Below are 21482 nucleotides of genomic sequence, written 5' to 3'. Positions count from 1 at the left end.
AAGGGACCTGGAGTCCCTCGACCTCGCCGAGTCGGCGTAGGCACTCGTCGTCGGCGCGGACTACAGAAGTATCAGCCCAGATGCCGGGCGAAGAACCGCAGCGAGTCGTCCATCTCGAACCGCGGCAGATCTCCGTGCTTGCCAGGGTTGGCGTGCAGCGTCTTCTCAGCCGAACCGATGGCATCGAACAACGCCTGGCTCTGTGCACGAGGGATCCGCTCATCGTCCCGCTGGACCAGAAAATGCACCGGCACGGTGATCTGCGCGGCGGTCCCGGCCAGCACGGGCGCCCCTTGCAGGCCCAGCACCGCGGCGCGGACTCGAGGTTCTGCGGCGACGAACGGGATACCGAGCGCGCAGCCCAGTGACACGCCCCAATAGCCCACCGGTCGGCCGCCGATATGGTCGAGTTGCTGGACTGCGGTCAGGACCGTCTGCCATTCCGCGATGGTCTGCCCGACCACGAGCGTGTACAGGGCGGTGTCCAGCCCAGCCGTTTCCTCTCCGGCGGCCATCCGCGCCCGGTACTCGGTCGCGAGCCGGTCGAACTCCTGGTCCCTCGGCCGACCGCCGTGGTGGGGCACGTCGGTCGCGGCGACCGCGAACCCGCGCTCGGCGGCGAAGCGATGCGCGCGGGCCAGGATGCCGGGGGCCTTCTTGTGTTGCCCGCCACCGTGTCCCATCAGGATCAGGGGGCGAGTGCCGTGGGTGTCTTCAGGCGTCCACAGCACGCCGGGGATCTCATCGAGAATGAAGAGCTGTTCGGTCACGCCGCCCCACGACGCCCTGGAGCCGAGTCAGTCTTCTGTCTAGCTTCTCTGAACCATCGGTGGCGGGTTGGGATTACGTCTCGTCGGGGCCGATTTCGGCGTTCAGTGCGCGTAGAGCGTCATCGTATTGGCGACGGTCGAACTGGAACGGACCGAATGCCGTGTACTCGCGAGTCTTGCGATGGGGTTGCTCAAAGGAGTCCCAGATCACGAGGCCGGCTGTCGTGGTGATACGGGCCAGGAGGGGCCAGCATCCCCATTCGCCGCATTCGCAACCGAGAACGGGTGTCTTGGGGCCCATCGCGTTGGCGGACCGTCCGAGGAAGTGATCCTGCATCGGGCCGAACTGGAAGAACTCCGGGATCAGACCGCCGTATGCGTCGCCTGCGGGCTGCATCCCGGCCGCGATCTCGAACCCGTCGATCAGCTCGGTAAGCGGTGCTCCGTCGATGCGGGGGACGATCACGAGCGGGCCGCCGTCGCCACGGTGCCGGCAGTGGAACCGGATGTCATTGCTGGTCATCCAGTGATTGTGCCAGCGAAGCCGTTCCCTCCATCTGGGGACTTTGAGCTGGGGCTATGCCTGGCATGCCGAGGTCGATCGCCGTACCGCCGGAAGTTTGTCGGTCCATGTGAACGAGCTTGTCTTCGGCGCCAGCCAAGCTGATCCGGAGCCCTTCGACCTCTCCGAGCCAGCCTTCGCGCTCGGCCTCGGCGATGCGGGCGACGAGGCTGTCGCGGATCACCTCCAACCGGCCGCACTGGGCCGGGTCGGGCCGGCTGGAGAAGCGAGCAGCCAACGCAAGCGTGTTCATGAACACAAGGGCCTGAAAAGGCGACCGCAGGTGCCGATGGAGACCTTGCGCTTCTCAAAGTGGTGAGGAAAGCGTCCCATTCCCCCTGTCGATATCGCGTAGCAGGCGGCGGATGATGGTGGAAAGGGCGTCCGCCAGTTCCGGGCTGACCAGCAGGAGCCGTTCGCTGTCAGGCTTGGCCAGGGCGACGCTCCAGGTGTTCCACGGCGAGGAATCCACGGCCGACCAGTCGTTCCAGGTGTTCCTGTCCGATGCGTACCCCAGCCCCGGCGGCTTCGTGGAGCAGTCGCTGACGAACGCGCACGACGCCGGGACCGCCGTCCTGCTGGAGTACACCGCGGACTCCTTCGGAGGCGAACCCGGCATCGGCCCGTGGCGCACCTGCAACCGCCACCGCTGCCACACCGCACTCGGCGGCCAGCCGCCCATCACCCGCGTCAACAACCCTGCGGGTCAATGCATCCAGCGCCGAGGCTCAGCGTTCGCGCACCCGCACCACCTTCAACCCCGGCGACGACAGGATGTCCTTCTCGCAGAACCGGGACGTCACCCAGCGCTCCTGCGAGAAGAGGCGGGTCTGGTCGCTGTAGTGCGGGGAGTTGGGGTTCGAGGACTGGGAGTAGGTGAGGAGGGTGCGGGCTACCGGGCAGCGGCTGCCGTTCCAGCCGACCGCCTGGATGTAGCTGGAGCCGGTCGAGACCTCGGTGTAGCCGCCGTTGGCCGCGTCCCACACCGGCTCGACCTTGTTCCAGACGCCGAGCGACTCGGTGCCGCCGGGGACCGGGATGCGCTTGCCGTTCCGGATGACGAACTGGTGGTCTCCCAAGGGGGAGTTGAGCGGGATGTTCGCCGTGCGGAGCTCGGTGACCGTGTCCGCGAGTGCCGTGGTGAACGCCGTGGTGCCCGTGTTGAGGGTGTTCGGGGTGCCGACCGGGTCGGCCGTCGAGAACGGCACCTTCCACAGCTGGGCCGCGGGGATGCGCCGCCACAGGCGGTCGAAGAGCAGCGCGCCCAGGCTGCCCGTGTTCGCCGTGCGGTCCCACGCCGCGAGCACCCCGCACGCCTCGGTCACGTCAACGGCCTTGCCGTCACTGCCCGTTGCCGTGCCGCCGGGCAACGCGGCACACGCCTTCGCCGCGTCGGCCGCGGTCAGGTCGCCGGCCGGTACCCGGTTGGCGAACTGCTGCGCCTGGAGGTCCGCCACCGTCAGATCGCCGCGCCGCGCCAGCGCCGCCACGTCCTCGATGGCCCCGCGCGTCCGCAGCGACCGCTGCGTGCCGATCGTGCCGAAGATCCGCTCGTACCTGGTCAACGGCCGCTCGGCGTTGGCCAGCCAGGCGCTGTCGTTGGAGTTCTCGGCGTACGGCGCGTCCGTGAGCGTCGGCATCTTCGCCGGGCCGAAGATCCCGGGCTGTACGGCGTCCGCGTCGCCGCCGAGCGCGCAGTCGCCGCGCGAGCCGTCGAGGACCGCGAGCCCCGCCGACGGGTAGGTGACCTTGCCGAGCGGGGTGGAGCAGCGCTGGGCCAGCTCGTCGGTGACGCGGGGGAGCACCTGGGACTGGGTGAACAGCGAGTGACCGGCCGCGTCGGCGGCGATCGTGTTCACCCACGGCAGCCCCTGCGTCCGCTGGAGGGACTTGAGCACGTCCGCGGTGCCGCGCGCCTTGCTGAAGCCGAGCGCGGTGTCGGAGGCACGAAGGTTGGCCGCGTTCGGGTCGTTGAGGGCGTACGCCGTCGTGGTCGTCCACGGCAGCGGGACGGACGCGCCGAGCGACGTGACGACGGGGCCGTACCGCGTCCACCACTGAGTGCGGGTGACCGGGGCGCCGTCCTTCGTCCCGACGGTGACCGTGCGTCGCGTCATCCGCTCCGGCTCGCCGTCGACGAGATACGTCGTCGGGTCGGCCGGGTCGAGCGTGAGCTGGTGGAGGTTGAGGGGGACGCCCGTGGCGACGGTGTGGCTCCACGCCACCCGGGCGTTGTGGCCAATGGACATCGTCGCCGAGCCGAGCAACGAGCCGCCGGAGACGTTCAGTTCACCCGGGATCGTCTGTTGCGACTGCCAGAAGCGGCGCCCGCCCTGCCAGGGGTAGTGCGGGTTGCCGAGCAGCAGTCCGCGGCCGTTCGCGGTCGTCGCGCCGCTGAAGGCGACAGCGTTGGACCCCATGTCGGCGGAGTCGGCGGCCAGCAGCTCCCGGGCCGCCCGGGCCGTGTCCTGGGCGTTCGGGGCGCCCGCGGCGGCCGTCGTCGGCGGCTGGGCGGCCGTGATCCCGTCCACACCCCTGCCCTGGCCGCCCAGTACGGCGAACGCGAACCCGCGTGCCGCGACGTCGAGTTCGGTCACCGGCCGGACCCAGGCGGCACCCTTGCACGCCGGATCGGTGATCCGGTTCTGCCGCAGCCAGGCGTTGTACCCGGCGGCGAAGCCCCGCATCAGGTCCTTCACTTGCCGGCTGGGGCCCACCGGCGCCGGTTCGGCGAGCAGCTTCTCCACCGTGCCGGACTCGCGAACTCCCTTGAAATAGAGGTCGCTCGAGAGGTTCCTCGTGGCCGAGGAGAGGGAGGAGTCGGGCGCGGCATCGGGGCCGAAGAAGCGGGACCGCTCGCCGCGCACGGTCACGAAACCGTCGGCGAGCGTGCACACCTGGTCGGCGGCCTGCGCCCACCCGGTGCCGAAGCCGAGGTTCGCGTAGTCCTTGGCGACGATGTGCGGAATGCCGTACTCGGTGTAGCGGATGGTGGCGGACAGGCCGCCGTGCGAGGGGTGTTGCTGCCGGCCGTGGCCCTGAGCGGCGGCGGCCGGCAGGGCGGAGGTGGCGGTGAGCAGGGCGACGGCCGCGACGACGGCACGTCTGAGGCGGGTGCGCATGGTGCCTCCCAACGTCATTGAGGGAAGGAGCGGTTGAGCGTACCAACCGGTAGGTTGACCTGTATGACGTCTGGACACGGCAGCACGGTTGACGGGGTGCTGCGCCGCAGCGCCCGGCGCACCCCGGCGCGGGTCGCGGTGGAGTACGGCGAGCGCTCATGGACGTACGAGGAACTCGACGCGGCCGTCTCCCGCGCGGCGAGTGTCCTCCTCGGCGAGGGCCTCGCGCCCGGCGACCGGGTGGGCGCCTACGGGCACAACTCCGACGCCTATCTCATCGCGTTCCTCGCCTGCGCCCGTGCGGGCCTCGTGCACGTCCCGGTCAACCAGAACCTGACCGGCGACGACCTCGCGTACATCGTCGGCCAGTCGGGCAGCACGCTGGTCCTCACCGATCCCGACCTCGCCGCCCGACTCCCGGACGGCGTGCGGACGTTGCCGCTGCGGGACGCCGACGACTCCCTGCTCGCGCGCCTGCCCGCGGCCCCCGCGTACGACGGCCCGGAGCCGCGCAGCGAGGACCTCGTCCAACTGCTCTACACCTCCGGTACGACCGCCCTCCCGAAGGGCGCGATGATGACGCACCGCGCCCTGGTGCACGAGTACCTCAGCGCGATCAGCGCCCTCGACCTGAGCGCCGGCGACCGCCCCGTGCACTCGCTCCCGCTGTACCACTCGGCGCAGATGCATGTGTTCCTGCTGCCCTACCTCGCGGTCGGCGCGACGAACGTCATCCTCGACGCGCCCGACGGCGACCGCCTCTTCGACCTGATCGAGGCGGGCCGCGCCGACAGCCTCTTCGCACCGCCCACGGTCTGGATCGGCCTGTCCAACCGCCCCGACTTCGCCACCCGCGACCTCGGCGGACTCCGCAAGGCGTACTACGGGGCGTCGATCATGCCGGTGCCGGTCCTGGAGCGGCTGCGGGAACGGCTCCCCAAGCTCGCCTTCTACAACTGTTTCGGCCAGAGCGAGATCGGCCCGCTGGCGACGGTCCTCGCCCCCGACGAGCACAAGGGCCGGATGGACTCCTGCGGGCGCCCGGTTCTCTTCGTCGACGCACGGGTCGTGGACGAGGACGGCAAGGAGGTGCCCGACGGCACGCCCGGCGAGATCGTCTACAAGTCCCCGCAGTTGTGCGAGGGCTACTGGGACAAACCCGAGGAGACCGCCGACGCCTTCCGTGACGGCTGGTTCCGCTCCGGCGACCTCGCGGTCCGCGACGCGCACGGCTACTTCACCATCGTCGACCGGGTGAAGGACGTCATCAACTCCGGTGGCGTACTGGTCGCTTCCCGTCAGGTCGAGGACGCCCTGTACACGCACGAGGGCGTCGCCGAGGTCGCGGTGATCGGGCTGCCCGACGAACGGTGGATCGAGGCGGTCACGGCGGTGGTCGTGCCGCGCGGTGAGGTGACAGAGGAGGCGTTGATCGCCCACGCCCGGGAGCGGCTCGCCCACTTCAAGGCGCCGAAGCGGGTGGTGTTCGTGGGTGAGTTGCCCCGGAACGCCAGCGGGAAGATCCTCAAGCGCGAACTCAGGGACCGGTTGGGCTGACGACTCCGTCCCGCAGCCGTTCGAGGTCGCCGGTGTCCGGGTTGACCACGAGGTCGGCCAGCGCCTCCGGGGGAAGCCACCGCAGATAGCCGGCGATCATGCCGAGCGCCGCGTAGGAGCCCGACAGGGCGGCCGCCTGGAGCCAGTACGCCCAGATGGCGTGTGCGTCGTCGACCGGGAGGATCTGGACCGTGGCCCTGCACAGCCTTTCGAAGGGGGCCAGTTCGCCGCGGCGGGCCATGGTGAGGGTGTCGGAGAGCGCCTCCCGGAGCAGCTCCGTCGCGTCGTCGGACCGGCCGGCGGCATCGAGGCCGATGGCCACCGTGGCGAGGTACTCGGAGCGCTCGGCGAAGCTGAGCGACGCCAGACCGCTCACGCGGGCCGGATCCACTTCGGCAGCGAGTTCGGCTGCCAGCTCCGCATCGCCGTCCGCGGCCGCCGCGGTCGCCAGCAGCGCGGTCAACGAGGCACGGACAGCGCGGTCGACGTCCATGTCACGCAGATAGTCCTCCGCGTAGCCGATCACCTGTTGGTCGGATGCCAGGCCGAAAGGCAGGTGCGGCCGGTCGAGGAACGTACCGGCGCAACGGACGGCCGCCAGATGAAGGCCTCGATCCCACAGGTACCAGGCGACAGCGGCGGCCGTCGCTCCGTCCTCGGGCCCCGTCGTCGGATCGAGTGCGCACCGCGCGGCCCACAGGTACCGGCTCACTGCCTCGGCGGAGCGGGCGGACGGGGACACCCATCCGGCTCCCTCGACGAACTGCTCGCAGGTCCGCAGCCATGCCCGGGCCTCCGTCTCCTCGCCGGCCCGCGCCATGACCAACGCCATGGAGGCCGCGCCGGTCGCCCTGGACACCGCCGCCGCGGCGATGGCGTGGTCCGACATCTCGATCGGGTACTCCACCCGGTCGCTGGACGGCAACGTGTCCGCGATCTCCGCTTCCGGACCCGAAGGCACACTCGTGGCGATGTCGGCGGCGATGTTCCGAGCCCCGCTGAGGTCGTACAGATCGATGGTGTCGGCCAGGATGTCGAGCCCGCCCGCAGCCTGCCGCAGGTCGGCCAACAGGCCGGGAACGGCATCGAGTTCGGCGGACCGTCCAGGTCGGCGAGCCGCCACGGCGGTCAGGACCATCGCACGCGCCCTGGCCTCGGGCACGACCAGAGCCCGGTCCTCCAGGGTTCGACGGGCCAGCCGCCGTACCTCCTCCGCGCGGCCGGCATCGGCGAGCAGCCTGGCCCGGACCGCGAGGGACAGCGGCACATCCGATCGGGCTTCCAGAGCCGTCACCAGCGGCGCCATCGGGCCGTCGAGGCCGTGGACGCGCAGCACGAGGGACACGGCCTCGTCCAGATCTCGGCCCGCGTCCAGTGCGCCCAGTTCCTCGGCCAACTCGCGCACCGCGTCCCGGAAGCGGTCGGTGAGACCGGGGTCGCCGGGGGAAGGCATCACCGCGGCGAGGGCGGTCGCGAGACACAGGGCCCGGCCACCGGGAAGGGAAGGGAGATCGGCGAGTTCGATCGCCTCGGCGAAACGGCCGCTCGCCGCGAGGTCCTTGACAAAGGTGAGCTTGAAGTTCGGCGTACCGCCCCATTGCTGCTCTGTCGCGAACGTCACCGCGGCGAGGTTCTGGGGCAGCGGCTCACCGGTCCGCACGAGGAGAGAGGCGAGGAGGACGGCCGCCTGCGCCAGGCCCTGGGGTATGCCGATCGAATGCGGCGCCCACCATTGAGGCCCCAGCGACTCTTCGGCGACCCGCACCAGGTGCCGCACGATGTCGACCGCGGTCGCGTGTGCTCCGCAGTGCCAGTGGGTCTCGGCGATGGCCCCGCCGATACCGACCGCCACCTCCACGTCGTCGGCCTGGAGGAACCGGTACCCCGCCGTGAGGTCGCCGGACGTCGCCCGCAGGAGGTCCGCCGCGTACGGTCGGCCTTGGGCCTCCGCCACGTCCGCGAGGCGCAGGCACTCCTCCCGCACGCCTCGGTCGAGGACCGCGTCGACGACGTCGTGGAGTGCCTCGCCCGCCGTGGTTCCGTCACTGATCGAACCGAGCAGCCCGACAGCGTCGTCGAGCCGTCCGGCCCGCGCGAGATGGCGCGCCAGCCCGCGGCGTCCGACCGGCACGTAGTCGGGGGAGAGGGCGTCGACCATGGCGCGCGCTTCGTCCAGGTCGCCGACGGCCGCCAGGGCGACGGCGTAGCGATACCGTGCTGCGTTCACGAAGTCTTCGTCCCGTCCCCGGCCCGCCGGCGGCTCCGGGTAGGCGTCGAGCAGCGCCCGTCCCACCGCCGGCTCGCCCTCGGTCGCCAGCTGCTCCACCGCCACCAGGGGAAGCAGATGGCCGTACAACTCCCAGGACGGATTGGTGACCGTCACCAGATCGGCCGTGGCGCCGGCCCGCCAGGCCACCGGGGCCAGCCGCACCAGCGAGTCCAAGGGGACCCGGGCCACCTCGACCAGCTCGTCCTCGGTGCCCTCCCACTCGTCCGGATGGGGGAAGTGCACCAGCGCGTGTACGGCGTTGAGGCCCGTGAGGCCTGCCAGCACCCCGCTCTCCACGCACCCGCCGAGCTCCGCGATCGTCTCCGCGGCGACCCGGCAGACCCGCCGGGCCAGGGACAGCTCGCCGCTGTCCACAGCGACCTCGGCCACCTCCAGCAGTGCCACGAAGCGCTCCATCGCGTCGGGGTGGTCACCCGCCCATCGCAGCGCCCGATCCAGGTCACCCGCCTTGGCCAGGGCGGCGATCAGCCAGGGCGACGCCTCGCGCAGCGTCACGGCGATCTGCCCGGTGAGGACGCTCAAGCGGGCGAGGTTCACCAGATCGACGGGCGGCTGCACCGCGACGTCGATCGCCCGACGTGTGTCGTCCAGGGCCTGGCCCAGATCGCCACGGCGCCGCCACTGCCGCTGGACCCACTCCCTGGTCACCACCTCGAAGAGGGTGGCCCGGTCGTCGAGCGCGGCGAGGTGACCGACCAGGTGATCGAAGACGTAACCGTCGTCGGCCAGTTCCGCCCAGCTCGCCGGGTTCTTCTCGTGGCGGTAGCTCGTGACGAGGGCCCGCGCCAGGGCCGGCGGATCGGGGTGCCGGATGCGCACGAAGTCCTCGTGGAGGCCGTGCAGTCGGAACCGGTCGCCCTCGGGAATGCTCTGGAGCAGCAGACGGCGTTCCAGGACCGGAATGACGAGCCTCGACTCCAGTGGCGTGAGCCGCCCCGGCCGTGACCAGAGCCGGACCAGCACCGCACGGGTCAGCAGTGCGCCCGGCTGGAATCCGGCCAGCTCCAGATAGCATTCGGCCGCCCGGGGATCGTCGGCCTTGAGCGCTTCGAAGGAGGCCGCGAGCACCGCCAGCACCGTGCGGTGCGGGTAGCCGGGGGAGAGCCCCGCCAGTTCGTCGAGCCGTCGGGCGTCGAGTGCCTCGGCGACGTCTCCCCAGGGCGTCAGGTTCGCGATCATCGCGCCGACGATCGCGAGGGCGAACGGCAGCCCGTCGCAGGCCTCCAGGACGACCTCCGCCTCCCGGGGCAGCGGGCCGCCGCCCGCCCAGTCGGCGAGGAGCTCGCGCGCGGTGTCCTCGTCGAAGCGGTCCACCGCGACCTGTTCGGCACCGAGTGCCGTCCCCACGGCCTGGTCGAGCGTGCTCAGCAACAGCCGCGCACCCGCCCCGAGGGCGCTCACGAACGGCATCACGGCTTCGGCGTCCCGTACGTCGTCCAGGACGACCAGCACTTCCCGGTTGCCGAGCGCGTTCGCCAGCCGGAGGTCGACCTCCCCTTCGCTCTCCGGCAGCAACGAACCCGGCGCCACCAGCCGCAGCAACTCGCGGGCGGCGGTGAGGGGTTGGAAGTCCGGACCCGCGGCGAGCCAGACGATGCCGTCGGAGAAGACCCGGCGGGTGCGGGTGGCCGCGGCGAAGGCGGCGGCCACCGTGCTCTTTCCGGACCCCGGGATGCCGTACAGCGCCACGACGCGAGGCGCCTGGCCGGCCTCCTGAGGGCCCATGCGGTCCGACAGGAGGGCGTCGGACAGCCGCGCGGTCAGCTCGGCCCGGTCGCGGGCATGCGGGGGCCGCCCCGGCAGGTGGAAGCACTGCCCGAGCGGCCGTACCGGCTCGCCCAGCAGTCTCGCGAGTTCGGCCACGGCCGCGTCGACCGGCTGCCGTTCGGCGTCGACCGCGTGATAGTGGGCGAGCCGGTCGGGAAGGTCGCTGAAGGAGACGGCCCGGACCACGGGTACGACGGGCTTGCCGATGTCGTCGGCGTACCGCCATTCCTGGTCGACGTAGTCGGAGGACAGGGCTCCCGGGGCGGCCAGCAGGACGAGCCGGTCGGAGGCTTCGATGGCGCGCCGGATCTCCTGTCCGAACGTGGTCCCGCGGTTGGGCATCGCCTCCCGGTCGAACCACACCCGGTACCCCGCGAGGGCGAGGCCCTCCAGCAGCGCCCGGCGGAAGCCGGGATCGTCCGCGCGGGCGTAGGACAGGAAGGCGTCGTACCGGTGCTCCCCCGAATCCACCATGCTCCCCATCGTCGCAGGGAGGGCCGGTGTGCGCTCAACTTCCTTACTACTGTTGGCTGTTCGACATCACTGCTTGTTGTTCGACCGCAGGTCCACGATCCGCCGGATCTTCCCCACCGACCGCTCCAGCGACTCGGGTTCGACGACCTCGACGGAGACCGACACGCCGATGCCGTCCTTGACGGCCGCGGCGATGGACCGTACGGCGGCCTCCCGGTCCTCCGGTGTGGCGTCGGGCCGGGCCTCCGCGCGCACGGTCAGCGCGTCGAGCCGCCCCTCCCGGGTCAGCCGCAGCTGGAAGTGGGGCGCGACGCCCGGGGTGCGCAGCACGATCTCCTCGATCTGCGTGGGGAAGAGGTTGACGCCCCGCAGGATCACCATGTCGTCACTGCGCCCGGTGACCTTCTCCATGCGGCGGAAGACCCGGGCGGTGCCCGGCAGCAGGCGTGTCAGGTCCCGGGTCCGGTACCGGATGACGGGCATCGCCTCTTTCGTGAGCGAGGTGAAGACCAGCTCGCCCTGCTCGCCGTCCGGCAGCACCTCGCCGGTGATCGGGTCGACGACCTCGGGGTAGAAGTGGTCCTCCCACACATGCAGTCCGTCCTTGGTCTCGACGCACTCCTGCGCGACGCCCGGGCCGATCACCTCCGACAGCCCGTAGATGTCGACCGCGTCGATCGCGAACCGCTCCTCGATCTCCCGGCGCATCTGCTCCGTCCACGGTTCGGCGCCGAACACGCCGACCTCCAGGGAGGTGCCGCGCGGGTCCACGCCCTGCCGCTCGAACTCGTCGAGGATCGTCAGCATGTACGACGGCGTCACCATGATGACGCGGGGTTTGAGGTCCTGGATCAGCTGGACCTGACGGGCGGTCATGCCGCCGGACGCGGGGACGACCGTGCAGCCGAGCCGTTCGGCACCGTAGTGCGCGCCGAGTCCGCCGGTGAACAGGCCGTATCCGTACGCCACATGGACCGTGTCGCCGGGGCGCGCGCCGGCCGCGCGCAGGGAACGGGCCACCATGTCGGACCAGAGCGAGAGATCGCCGTCGGTGTAGCCGACGACGGTCGGGCGGCCGGTGGTGCCGCTGGAGGCGTGGATGCGCCGGATACGGTCCCGGGGCACGGCGAACATCCCGTACGGGTAGTTCTCGCGCAGGTCGGCCTTGGTGGTGAACGGGAAGCGGGCGAGGTCGGCGAGCGAGCGGCAGTCGTCGGGGTGGACGCCCGCCTTGTCGAAGGACTCGCGGTAGAACGGCACATGGTCGTACGCGTGCCGCAACGACGCCCGCAGCCGCTCCAACTGAAGCGCCCGCAACGCCTGTCCGTCCAGCCGTTCCCCCGCGTCCAGGAACTCCGCCGCATCCGCCATCGGGACGTCCACCTCACCAACCACAGCAATCCGGGCGACCGATCATTCGGTCGAGGTCTCGGGGATCAGTAATCCAGGCCGCGGGGGATCAAGCAAGAGGTGGACGTCCACTTTTCCGGACGGGCCGGGCCGGCGGATTGTCCGGATGCGCCGGGCGGCGGACGGAATTCCGTTGCGGCCGGCGCAGTCGGTCGTGAGGATCACGGTATGCCGATCTTCACCGCGCCCGACGGAACCGAGCTCGCCTACCACCTGAAGGGCGCGGGCGATCCCCTCGTGGTCCTGCCCGGAGGGCCCATGCAGGCCTCCCGCTACCTCGGCGACCTGGGCGGCCTCGCCGCGCACCGGCAGCTCGTGCTGCTCGATCTGCGGGGGGCCGGCGACTCCGCCGTGCCGGTGGACCCGGCGACGTACCGGTGCGACCGGCTCGTGGACGACGTGGAGGCGCTGCGGGTCCAGCTGGGGCTGGAGCGCATGGACGTCCTCGCGCACTCGGCCGGTGGCAGCCTCGCCATGCTGTACGCCGCCCGGTACCCGGAGCGGGTACGGCGGCTGGTGCTGGTCACCGCCAATCCGTGGGCGCTCGGGACGGCGGCCCCGCCCGAGGACCGGCTGGCCGCGGCGCTCCTGCGGAAGGACGAACCGTGGTTCCCGGCGGCGTTCCCGGCCTTCGAGGCCTGGCTGAACGGGGCGCCTGACTACGATCCCGCCATCGCACCCTTCTTCTACGGCCGCTGGGACCAGGCCGCCGAGGAGCACCACGCCCGCGGCGACGAGGAGTTCAACGACGAGGCCGCGGACGTGTACGGCTCCTCCGGTGCCTACGACCCGCCCGCCACGCACACGGCGCTCTCCAGGCTGCCCGCCCCGGTCCTGGTCCTCGCCGGTGAACTCGACGGAGCCCCCAGGCCCGACCTGGCCCGCCGTACCGCCGACGTCTTCCCGCACGCCGAACTCGCCGTCCAGCCGGGCGCCGCGCACTACCCGTGGCTCGACGATCCGGAGTGGTTCGTACGACGGGTCGCCGCGTTCCTCGACGGGAGCGGAACCCCCGCTCTGCCCACGGCAGAGTAGGGGCCCGCCCTGTCGCGTCCCCGGATACGTTGCCCCGTATGAACACCGTCAAGGCCAACGGCATCACCCTCGCCTACCGCACCTGGGGCCCCGAGGACGCGCCGCCCGTGCTCCTGCTGCACTGCCGTGGCGCCGACGGCGCGGACTGGACCGAGGTCGCGGAACGGCTCGCCACGGGGCCGCGTCGGGTGTACGCCCCCGATCTGCGCGGTCACGGGCGCAGCGACTGGCCGGGCGGCTATGCGTGCGAGGCGATGCGTGACGACGTGCACGGCTTCCTCGACGCGCTCGGCATCCGGCGGGCGGATGTGGTCGGGCATTCCCTGGGCGGCACCGTCGCCTATCTCCTCGCCCAGCACGCCCCAGACCTCGTACGGCGGCTCGTCCTGGAGGACGTACCCGCGCCCTTCCCCCTCGACCCGCCCCGCCCGCCCGCCGAACGGCCCGCCGGAGACCTGCCGTTCGACTGGGCCATGGTCCGGGACACCGACCGGCAGCGGAACGCCCCCGATCCCGTGTGGTGGGACCACATGGGGCGGATCACCATGCCCACGCTGGTGATCGGGGGCGGGGCCACGAGCCTCATTCCGCAGGATCAGGTCGCCGCGGTCGCCGCCGCGATCCCCGACGCACGGCTCGTCACCGTCGACGGGGCCGGACATCTCGTGCACGAGACGTGTCCGGACGAGTTCTTCGCGGCGGTGGAACCCTTCCTCGCGTAGTGACCCGTTATTTCGCCGAGTAATCCCTTACGTGGTGGAGTGACCCGTTACTTCGCGTACGCCGTCATGAACCGGTCCCGGAACTTGTCCATGGCCCACACCGGCGCGTTCCCGGCCGGCTTGAGGCCCTCCGTCCAGCCCCAGGAGGAGATCCGGTCCAGCACCTTCGGGTCGCGGGCCACGATCGTGATCGGCACGTCCTTGTTGGTGTCGCCGCCGGTGACGGTCGGGACGGGCTGGTGGTCGCCGAGGAAGACGAGGACCGTGTTGTCGTCGCCGTAGCGCTCGACCCACTCGGTGAGGCTCTGCAACGAGTACTCGATGGCCTTGCGGTACTCGGTGCGCACCCGCTTCGCGCTCTTCCAGACCTCCTTGGGGTCCGTCCCCTCCTTCTTGATCTGCTCGAAGACCGAGCCGTCGCCGAGCTGGTCCCAGCCGATCATGTGGGCGATCGGCGACCAGGGGTTGTGGCTGGAGGCGAGGATGATCTCCGCCATGATCGGGTCGCGGTTCTGCTTGCCGTGCTCAAGGCGCTCGAAGGATTCGAGGCTGAACTGGTCGGGGACCGGCGTCCAGCTGAAGTAGGGGCCGTTGTAGCCGAGGTGGGTGGAGTCGTAGATGTGGTCGAGGCCGAAGTACTTGCCCTCGGGCCACGCCTTGCGCACCCCCGGCACGATGCCGACCGTGCGCCAGGCGCCGGTCTTCTGGAAGTAGCTGGTGAGGGTCGCGCGGTCGCCGGTGGTGAGGCTGCGGTAGCGCTGCTGGTTCTTGACCCACAGGCCGGACAGGAACGTCGAGTGCGCGAGCCAGCTGCCCGCACCAGTGACGGGCGAGCTGAGCCAGCCGCTGCGGGACTGGAAACCGGCCGCCTTGAGCCGGTTGTCGCCGTCCTGGAGGGCCGCGTCGATCTGCGGGGCCATCGCCGGGTCGTCGATCGCGACCCGGCCGTAGCTCTCGATGAACGTGAACAGCACGTCCTTGCCGCGCAGTCCGGTCAGCAGCTGGTCGGGCGGGGTGTTCGCGAAGGCGTCGACCTTGGCCTGCTTCTCGAAGACCTTGGCGTCGACGAGGCCGTCGTGCACCTGCTGGACCCGGTTGGCGACGAACTGGATGTTGCCCTTGGTGGCGAAGGTGAGCCCGCTGAACTGCACGCCCATGGTGAAGCAGACGATCCAGACGGTGCCCAGGACGAGGGTCGTACGGGCGGCCACCGCGCGGTGCCGGGCCATGAGGTTCGACAGCCGCACCACGGAGAGCGTGCACAACGCGAGCACGGACACGAAGAGCACGATCACCGCGGTGATCGCGAGCAGCTCTCCCGAACGGCCGTACGACTCCCGGACGAAGTCCGCCGCGTCGTCCAGCAGGATCCAGTCGAAGACCAGGTCGAAGGGGCGGGCCAGGGTCTGCCGGAAGCCCATGTCGAGGAACTTGACGACCGTGAACAGGCCCAGGAACACGCCCGAGGCGACGGCCGTGATCCGGCGCGCTCTCGTCGGTAGTGCCAGCAGCAGGCCGGCGAGAAGGATCGCCTCGACGGGCAGGCGCAGGAAGGACTCGAACCTGATCCAGTCGAGACGGTTGGGCACGAGCAGTGCGCCGAGCACCAGCGCGGCGGCCAGCACGGTCGTACCGATGGTCACACCGCGCGCGGTACGGGGGTAGCGGTGACGCCAGCCGAACCAGCCGGGTTTCCCGGAGGGCGCCGCCTCCTCCGGCCCTTCTGCCGCTTCCGCCTCAGCCGGTTCCTCGCTCCCGGTGGCGTCCGACGTCTCGGTGCTGTCCGACGACTGACGAGAGCGAGGTGTGAAGAGCGACACCCGGCGGTCCTTCCGTACGGTCTTGCGATTGCATGACGAACAAAGCCCTGGAGCGAGCCTGCCACCACCAGTACGTCCGTGTGTCACCGACGGTTCAATCGAGGGGGGCGGAATTCATCCGTCCGCCCGCGCCGCCACCTCTCGCGCCCACCGGTAGTCCGCCTTGCCGCTCGGGGAGCGCCGTATGGACTTCGCGATCACCAGCTGCCGGGGGATCTTGTACCCGGCGAGGTGGGACCGGCAGTGCGTCTGGATGTCGTCGAGCGACGGCTGCGCCGCGCCGTCCCGCAGCTGTACGACCGCTGCCACATGGTGGCCCCACTTCACGTCCGGCACTCCGGCCACCAGGGCGTCGTACACGTCCGGATGGGACTTGAGCGCCTGCTCGACCTCCTCGGGGTACACCTTCTCGCCGCCGGTGTTGATGCACTGCGACCCGCGCCCCAGGACGACGACGACCCCGTCCTCGTCGACGGTGGCCATGTCGCCGAGCAGCACCCAGCGCTCGCCGTCCTTCTCGAAGAAGGTCTCGGCCGTCTTCCGCGGGTCGTTGTAGTAGCCGAGGGGGACGTGGCCGCACTGTGCGACCCGGCCCACCTCGCCCGGCGCGATCGGCTCGTGGGTGGCCGGATCGACCACCTGGGTACGGGAGTTGACCCGGACCCGGAAGCCCCGCTCGGGGCCGGAGTCGTCCGTCGCGGTGCCGTTGAAGCCGGACTCCGAGGAGCCGAAGTTGTTCAGCAGCATCGCGTTCGGGACGAGGGCCTGGAACTGCCGGCGCACCGTGTCCGACATGATCGCCCCCGACGACGACACGCTGAACATCGACGACATGTCCGTGCCCTTCATGGGCCCTTCGAGTGCGTCGATCAACGGGCGCAGCATCGCGTCGCCGACCAGGGACATGCTGGTGACGCGCTCCTTCTCGACGGTCCGCAGCACCTCCTCGGGCGTGAACTTTCGGTGGATCACGACGCGTTGGCCGAAGTTGAAGCCGATGAAGGCGGTGAGCGTGGAGGTGCCGTGCATCAGCGGGGGGGTGGGGAAGAAGGTGATCCCCGAGCCACCCGCGGCGACCCGCTCGGCGAGTTCCTCGGGCTTCTTCACCGGCTCACCGGTCGGTGCGCCGCCGCCCATCCCCGAGAAGAACAGGTCCTCCTGACGCCACATCACACCCTTGGGCATCCCGGTGGTGCCGCCGGTGTAGATGATGAACTGGTCATCGCCCGAGCGTCGCGGGAACCCGCGCTCGGGCGACCCGGCGGCCTCGGCGTCCGCGAAAGCCACGGCGTCCGGCCCCGACTCCGCGTCCCCGACCCGCACCAGGTGCCGCAGCTTCTCCGTCAGCGGCAGCGCCGCCGCCACCCGCTCGCCGAACTCCGCGTCGAAGAACAGCCCCACCAGGTCGGCGTCCCGGTACAGGTACACCAACTCGTCCTCGACGTACCGGTAGTTGACGTTCACCGGCACGATCCGCGCCTTGAGGCAGCCGATCGCGGCCTGGAGGTACTCGATGCCGTTGTAGAGGTGCAGTCCGACGTGCTCACCGGGCCGGATGCCGTGGTCGATCAGATGGTGGGCGATGCGATTGGCGGCCGCGTCCAGCTCCGCGTACGTCAACCGGCGCTCCGCTCCGGTGCCGGGGATGTCGAGGTACACCAGCGCCTCGCGGTCCGGGACCGCGTCCACGACCGACTCGAACAGGTCGGCAAGGTTGTACTCCACAGCTCCTCCTGACCTCGCCCATGACCGGCTGCCGGTCATCAGAGCAAAGGGCGGCACAACTGTGAAGGGTCCGCGCACAACAAATCTGACTGTCTGTCAGAAAACTCTTGAAGAGGTCGGTCCGCTCCTGCAACCTGTTCTCGTTCTGCCGGTCCGTCGGCAGAGGGATGCTCGGCGGAGAGATGCTCGGAGGGGAGACGGTCCATGGGTGGGACGGAACACCTCACCGTGCGGCGCGAGGGCGCCACACTGGTGCTCACGCTCAACCGGCCGGAGGCCAAGAACGCGCTCTCGCTGGCGATGCTCGTCGGCCTGTACGACGGCTGGCTGGAAGCCGACGCGGACGACACGGTCCGCTCGATCGTGTTCACCGGCGCGGGCGGCTCCTTCTGCGCCGGCATGGACCTCAAGGCCCTCGCCGGGAAGGGCATGGAGGGCGAGCAGTACCGCGACCGCCTCAAGGCCGACCCCGACCTGCACTGGAAGGCGATGCTCCGCCATCACCGCCCCCGCAAACCGGTCATCGCCGCCGTCGAGGGGTACTGCGTCGCGGGCGGCACCGAGATGCTCCAGGGCACCGACATCCGCGTCGCCGGGGAGTCGGCGACCTTCGGCCTCTTCGAGGTCAAACGCGGCCTGTTCCCTATCGGCGGCTCCACCGTCCGCCTCCAGCGCCAGATCCCGCGCACCCACGCCCTGGAGATGCTCCTCACCGGCCGCCCGTACAGCGCCCGCGAGGCCGCCGACATCGGACTGATCGGCCACGTCGTCCCCGACGGCACGGCCCTGACCAAGGCCCTGGAGATCGCCGAACAGATCAACGCCTGCGCCCCGTTGGCGGTCGAAGCCGTCAAGGCGTCCGTCTACGAGACCGCCGAACTGACCGAGACCGAGGGTCTCGCCGCCGAACTCAAGCGCGGCTGGCCGGTGTTCGACACCGCCGACGCCAAGGAAGGCGCCCGCGCCTTCGCGGAGAAGCGCCCGCCCGTCTACAAGCGCCACTGAAGGAGGCCGGCGATGCCGGAAGTCCTGAAAGCCCCGCTGGTCGTCGAGTTCCCCTTCACCCGTTCCCTCGGCCCCGTCCAGAGCGCCTTCCTGACCGGCCTGCGCGACCGCGTCGTCCTCGGCGTACGCACCGGCGACGGCCGCACCCTCGTCCCGCCCGTCGAGTACGACCCCGTCACCGCGGAGGAGATCCGCGACCTCGTCGAGGTGGCCCCCACCGGCACCGTCACCACCTGGGCCTGGAACCACGAACCCCGCCGCGGTCAGCCCCTGTCCTCGCCCTTCGCCTGGGTCCTCGTCCGCCTCGACGGCGCCGACACCGCCCTCCTCCACGCCCTCGACGCCCCCGGCCCCGACGCCGTCCACACCGGCCTGCGCGTCCGCGTCCGCTGGGCCGAGGACCGCGTCGGCGCGATCACCGACATCGCCTGCTTCGAGCCGTACGACGGCGATCCCGCCCAACCCACCGGCCACAGTGGCGAGTTCGAGGACCCGGTCACCGGCATCGTCGCCGCCGCCCGCCTCGACTACACCTACTCACCCGGCCGCGCCCAGACCGCCTACATCAACGCCCTCGCCGACCACCGCGCCGTGGGCGAACGCTGCCCGTCCTGCCGCAAGGTGTACGTCCCCCCGAGGGGCGCGTGCCCCACGTGCGGAGTCGCCACCGCGGAACAGGTCGAGGTGGGCCCGGCCGGCACGGTCACCACCTTCTGCATCGTCAACATCAAGGCGAAGAACCTCGACATCGAAGTCCCCTACGTCTACGCCCACATCGCCCTCGACGGCGCCGACCTCGCCCTGCACGGACGCATCGGCGGCATCCCGTACGACCAGGTGCGGATGGGACTCAGGGTCGAACCGGTGTGGACCGACGGGGGCCGCTACCCCGACCACTACCGGCCCACCGGCGAACCCGACGCGGACTACGAGACCTACAAGGAGCTGCTGTGACAGCCGTGACCAGGGACATCGCCGTCGTCGCCTTCGCCCAGTCCGACATCCTGCGCACCACCGAGGAACAGTCCGAGGTGGAGATGCTCATGCCGGTCCTGCACGACGTCCTCGACCGGACCGGCCTGAAGACCGCCGACATCGGCTTCACCTGCTCCGGCTCCTGCGACTACCTCGCCGGGCGTGCCTTCTCCTTCACCCTCGCTCTCGACGGCGTGGGCGCCTGGCCGCCGATCTCCGAGTCGCACGTGGAGACGGACGGTGCGTGGGCGCTGTACGAGGCGTGGACCAAGCTCCTGTCGGGGGACGCCGACACCGCGCTGGTGTACTCGTACGGCAAGTCCTCGCCCGGCTCCGTCCGCGACGTACTGACCCGTCAGCTCGACCCGTACTACGTGGCACCCCTGTGGCCCGACTCCGTCGCCCTCGCCGCCCTCCAGGCACAGGCCCTGATCGACGCGGGCGACACCGACGAGCCCGCCCTGGCCGGCATCGGCACCCGCAGTCGCGCCACCGACAACACCCGTGCCCAGCTGCGAGGTTCGGTGCCGCAAGGGGACTATGTCGTACGACCCCTGCGCACCGGCGACTGCCCGCCCATCGGTGACGGCGCCGCCGCCGTCGTCCTCGCCGCGGGGGAGCGAGCCCGCGAACTGTGTTCCCGCCCCGCCTGGATCCGCGGCATCGACCACCGCATCGAGGCCCACGGCCTCGGTGTCCGCGATCTCACCGACTCACCCTCCACCCGCCTGGCCGCCGAGAAGGCGGGCGCCTTCGAACGGCCCGTGGACACCGCCGAGTTGCACGCGCCGTTCAGCTCGCAGGAGGTCGTGCTGCGCAAGGCGCTGCGGCTGGACGAGAACGTGCGGGTCAACCCGTCCGGTGGCGCCCTCGCCGCCAACCCGATGATGGCCGCGGGACTGATCCGCATCGGCGAGGCCGCCGCGCGCATCCACCGGGGCGAGTCCGACCGGGCCCTCGCCCACGCCACCTCCGGCCCCTGTCTGCAACAGAACCTGGTCGCCGTACTCGAAGGGGATCCGCGATGAGCAAGGAGCCCGTGGCCGTCACCGGCATCGGCCAGACCAAGCACGTCGCCGCCCGCCGGGACGTCTCGATCGCCGGGCTCGTCCGGGAGGCGGCCGGGCGCGCCCTCGACGACGCCGAGTTGACGTGGGCCGACATCGACGCCGTCGTCGTCGGCAAGGCGCCCGACTTCTTCGAGGGCGTCATGATGCCGGAGCTCTACCTCGCCGACGCGCTCGGCGCGGTGGGCAAGCCGATGCTGCGGGTGCACACGGCGGGATCGGTCGGCGGGTCCACCGCGCTGGTCGCCGCCAACCTGGTCGCGGCCCGCGTCCACGGCACCGTGCTCACCGTCGCCTTCGAGAAGCAGTCCGAGTCCAACGCCATGTGGGGACTGTCCCTCCCCATCCCCTTCCAGCAGCCGTTGCTGGCCGGGGCGGGCGGCTTCTTCGCGCCGCACGTGCGCGCGTACATGCGCCGCACCGGCGCGCCCGACACGGTCGGCTCCCTGGTCGCGTACAAGGACCGGCGCAACGCCCTGAAGAACCCCTACGCGCACCTTCACGAGCACGACATCACCCTGGAGAAGGTCCAGGCCTCGCCCATGCTCTGGGACCCCATCCGCTACTCCGAGACCTGCCCGTCCTCCGACGGCGCCTGCGCGATGGTGCTCACCGACCGGGCCGGGGCCGCCCGCGCGCCCCGGCCGGCGGCCTGGATGCTCGGCGGCGCCATGCGCAGCGAACCCACGCTCTTCGCGGGCAAGGACGCGGTGTCGCCGCAGGCGGGGAAGGACTGCGCGGCGGACGTGTACCGGCAGGCCGGCATCGCCGACCCGCGCCGGGACATCGACGCCGTCGAGATGTACGTGCCGTTCTCCTGGTACGAGCCGATGTGGCTGGAGAACCTGGGCTTCGCCGACGAGGGCGAGGGCTGGAAGCTCACCGAGTCCGGGGTCACCGAACTCGACGGCGACCTGCCCGTCAACATGTCCGGCGGCGTGCTGTCCACCAACCCCATCGGCGCCTCCGGCATGATCCGCTTCGCGGAGGCGGCCCTCCAGGTGCGCGGGCAGGCGGGTGAGCACCAGGTGGACGGGGCGCGGAAGGTGCTCGGGCACGCCTACGGCGGCGGCTCGCAGTTCTTCTCCATGTGGCTCGTGGGGTCCGAACCCCCTGATGCGTGAAACGCGACCCGGAAGGTCGTTGAAAGGTCCCCCTCACGTGGCCTGTCGGCGGCCGAA

Annotated in this window: 16 protein-coding genes; 7 read left to right on the top strand and 9 right to left on the bottom strand. The window is 70.9% G+C overall.

The features are described from left to right. Positions 1 to 71 precede the first annotated feature (71 nt). The 5 genes from EJC51_RS06365 to EJC51_RS06345 form a co-directional block, all read right to left on the bottom strand. Positions 72 to 770 carry an alpha/beta hydrolase gene (locus tag EJC51_RS06365; RefSeq protein WP_126270128.1) on the bottom strand — a complete coding sequence of 233 codons (699 nt, stop codon included), beginning with the start codon at positions 768 to 770 and terminating at the stop codon, positions 72 to 74. 73 nt (positions 771 to 843) lie between these two features. After that, on the bottom strand, positions 844 to 1293 hold the full coding sequence (locus EJC51_RS06360; RefSeq protein ID WP_126270127.1) for a hypothetical protein: 450 nt from the start codon (positions 1291 to 1293) through the stop codon (positions 844 to 846). Next, on the bottom strand, positions 1280 to 1585 hold the full coding sequence (locus EJC51_RS06355) for a hypothetical protein (protein WP_244362529.1): 306 nt from the start codon (positions 1583 to 1585) through the stop codon (positions 1280 to 1282). The genes EJC51_RS06360 and EJC51_RS06355 overlap by 14 nt, the downstream gene beginning before the upstream one ends. 54 nt (positions 1586 to 1639) lie before the next feature. Further along, positions 1640 to 1921 (bottom strand): hypothetical protein, encoded by a 282-nt coding sequence (locus EJC51_RS06350; RefSeq protein ID WP_126270126.1) that lies wholly within the window; start codon positions 1919 to 1921, stop codon positions 1640 to 1642. 139 nt (positions 1922 to 2060) lie between these two features. Next, positions 2061 to 4454: a penicillin acylase family protein gene (locus EJC51_RS06345; protein ID WP_126270125.1), complete on the bottom strand. Its 2394-nt coding sequence runs from the start codon at positions 4452 to 4454 to the stop codon at positions 2061 to 2063. 63 nt (positions 4455 to 4517) lie between these two features. Here EJC51_RS06345 and EJC51_RS06340 point away from each other — a divergent pair, with 63 nt between their 5' ends. After that, the gene (locus tag EJC51_RS06340; RefSeq protein ID WP_126270124.1) at positions 4518 to 6011 is read left to right on the top strand and encodes an acyl-CoA synthetase; all 1494 of its coding nucleotides are present in this window, start codon (positions 4518 to 4520) and stop codon (positions 6009 to 6011) included. Here the strand turns inward: EJC51_RS06340 and EJC51_RS06335 are convergent. After that, positions 5992 to 10542 (bottom strand): toll/interleukin-1 receptor domain-containing protein, encoded by a 4551-nt coding sequence (locus EJC51_RS06335; protein ID WP_166682834.1) that lies wholly within the window; start codon positions 10540 to 10542, stop codon positions 5992 to 5994. The genes EJC51_RS06340 and EJC51_RS06335 overlap by 20 nt on opposite strands. Before the next feature lie 66 nt (positions 10543 to 10608). After that, on the bottom strand, positions 10609 to 11913 hold the full coding sequence (paaK, locus tag EJC51_RS06330; RefSeq protein ID WP_126270122.1) for a phenylacetate--CoA ligase PaaK: 1305 nt from the start codon (positions 11911 to 11913) through the stop codon (positions 10609 to 10611). A gap of 207 nt (positions 11914 to 12120) precedes the next feature. Between paaK and EJC51_RS06325 the strand changes: the two genes are divergently transcribed. Further along, on the top strand, positions 12121 to 12987 hold the full coding sequence (locus EJC51_RS06325; protein WP_126270121.1) for an alpha/beta fold hydrolase: 867 nt from the start codon (positions 12121 to 12123) through the stop codon (positions 12985 to 12987). Positions 12988 to 13025: 38 nt separating this feature from the next. Next, entirely contained in the window at positions 13026 to 13709 is a 684-nt protein-coding gene (locus EJC51_RS06320) for an alpha/beta fold hydrolase (protein WP_126270120.1), read from the top strand. A 47-nt stretch (positions 13710 to 13756) separates the two neighbouring features. Here EJC51_RS06320 and EJC51_RS06315 read toward each other — a convergent pair whose 3' ends face one another. Together EJC51_RS06315 and EJC51_RS06310 are read right to left on the bottom strand one after the other, a co-directional pair. After that, complete coding sequence (locus EJC51_RS06315) at positions 13757 to 15529, bottom strand: alkaline phosphatase family protein (RefSeq protein WP_126270119.1); 1773 nt, start codon at positions 15527 to 15529, stop codon at positions 13757 to 13759. A gap of 114 nt (positions 15530 to 15643) precedes the next feature. Continuing rightward, positions 15644 to 17254 carry an acyl-CoA synthetase gene (locus EJC51_RS06310; RefSeq protein ID WP_126270118.1) on the bottom strand — a complete coding sequence of 537 codons (1611 nt, stop codon included), beginning with the start codon at positions 17252 to 17254 and terminating at the stop codon, positions 15644 to 15646. A 204-nt stretch (positions 17255 to 17458) separates the two neighbouring features. On the opposite strand from EJC51_RS06310, the gene EJC51_RS06305 reads away from it, so the two are divergent. Genes EJC51_RS06305 through EJC51_RS06290 form a run of 4 tightly spaced genes read left to right on the top strand, consistent with a single transcriptional unit; the run spans position 17459 to position 21425 of the window. Continuing rightward, positions 17459 to 18259 carry a crotonase/enoyl-CoA hydratase family protein gene (locus EJC51_RS06305; RefSeq protein ID WP_126270117.1) on the top strand — a complete coding sequence of 267 codons (801 nt, stop codon included), beginning with the start codon at positions 17459 to 17461 and terminating at the stop codon, positions 18257 to 18259. A gap of 12 nt (positions 18260 to 18271) precedes the next feature. After that, positions 18272 to 19213 (top strand): Zn-ribbon domain-containing OB-fold protein, encoded by a 942-nt coding sequence (locus EJC51_RS06300; RefSeq protein WP_126270116.1) that lies wholly within the window; start codon positions 18272 to 18274, stop codon positions 19211 to 19213. Between the two features lie 5 nt (positions 19214 to 19218). After that, positions 19219 to 20262, top strand: a complete 1044-nt coding sequence (locus EJC51_RS06295) for a thiolase domain-containing protein (protein WP_126276840.1) — start codon at positions 19219 to 19221, stop codon at positions 20260 to 20262. Further along, positions 20259 to 21425, top strand: a complete 1167-nt coding sequence (locus tag EJC51_RS06290; RefSeq protein ID WP_126270115.1) for a thiolase domain-containing protein — start codon at positions 20259 to 20261, stop codon at positions 21423 to 21425. The genes EJC51_RS06295 and EJC51_RS06290 overlap by 4 nt, the downstream gene beginning before the upstream one ends. Positions 21426 to 21482 lie beyond the last annotated feature (57 nt).

Origin of the sequence: Streptomyces aquilus (assembly GCF_003955715.1) — a bacterium.
GTDB lineage: Bacteria > Actinomycetota > Actinomycetes > Streptomycetales > Streptomycetaceae > Streptomyces > Streptomyces aquilus.
Note: the sequence above shows the minus strand (reverse complement) of the source record. Positions and strands in the feature narration are given on the sequence as shown.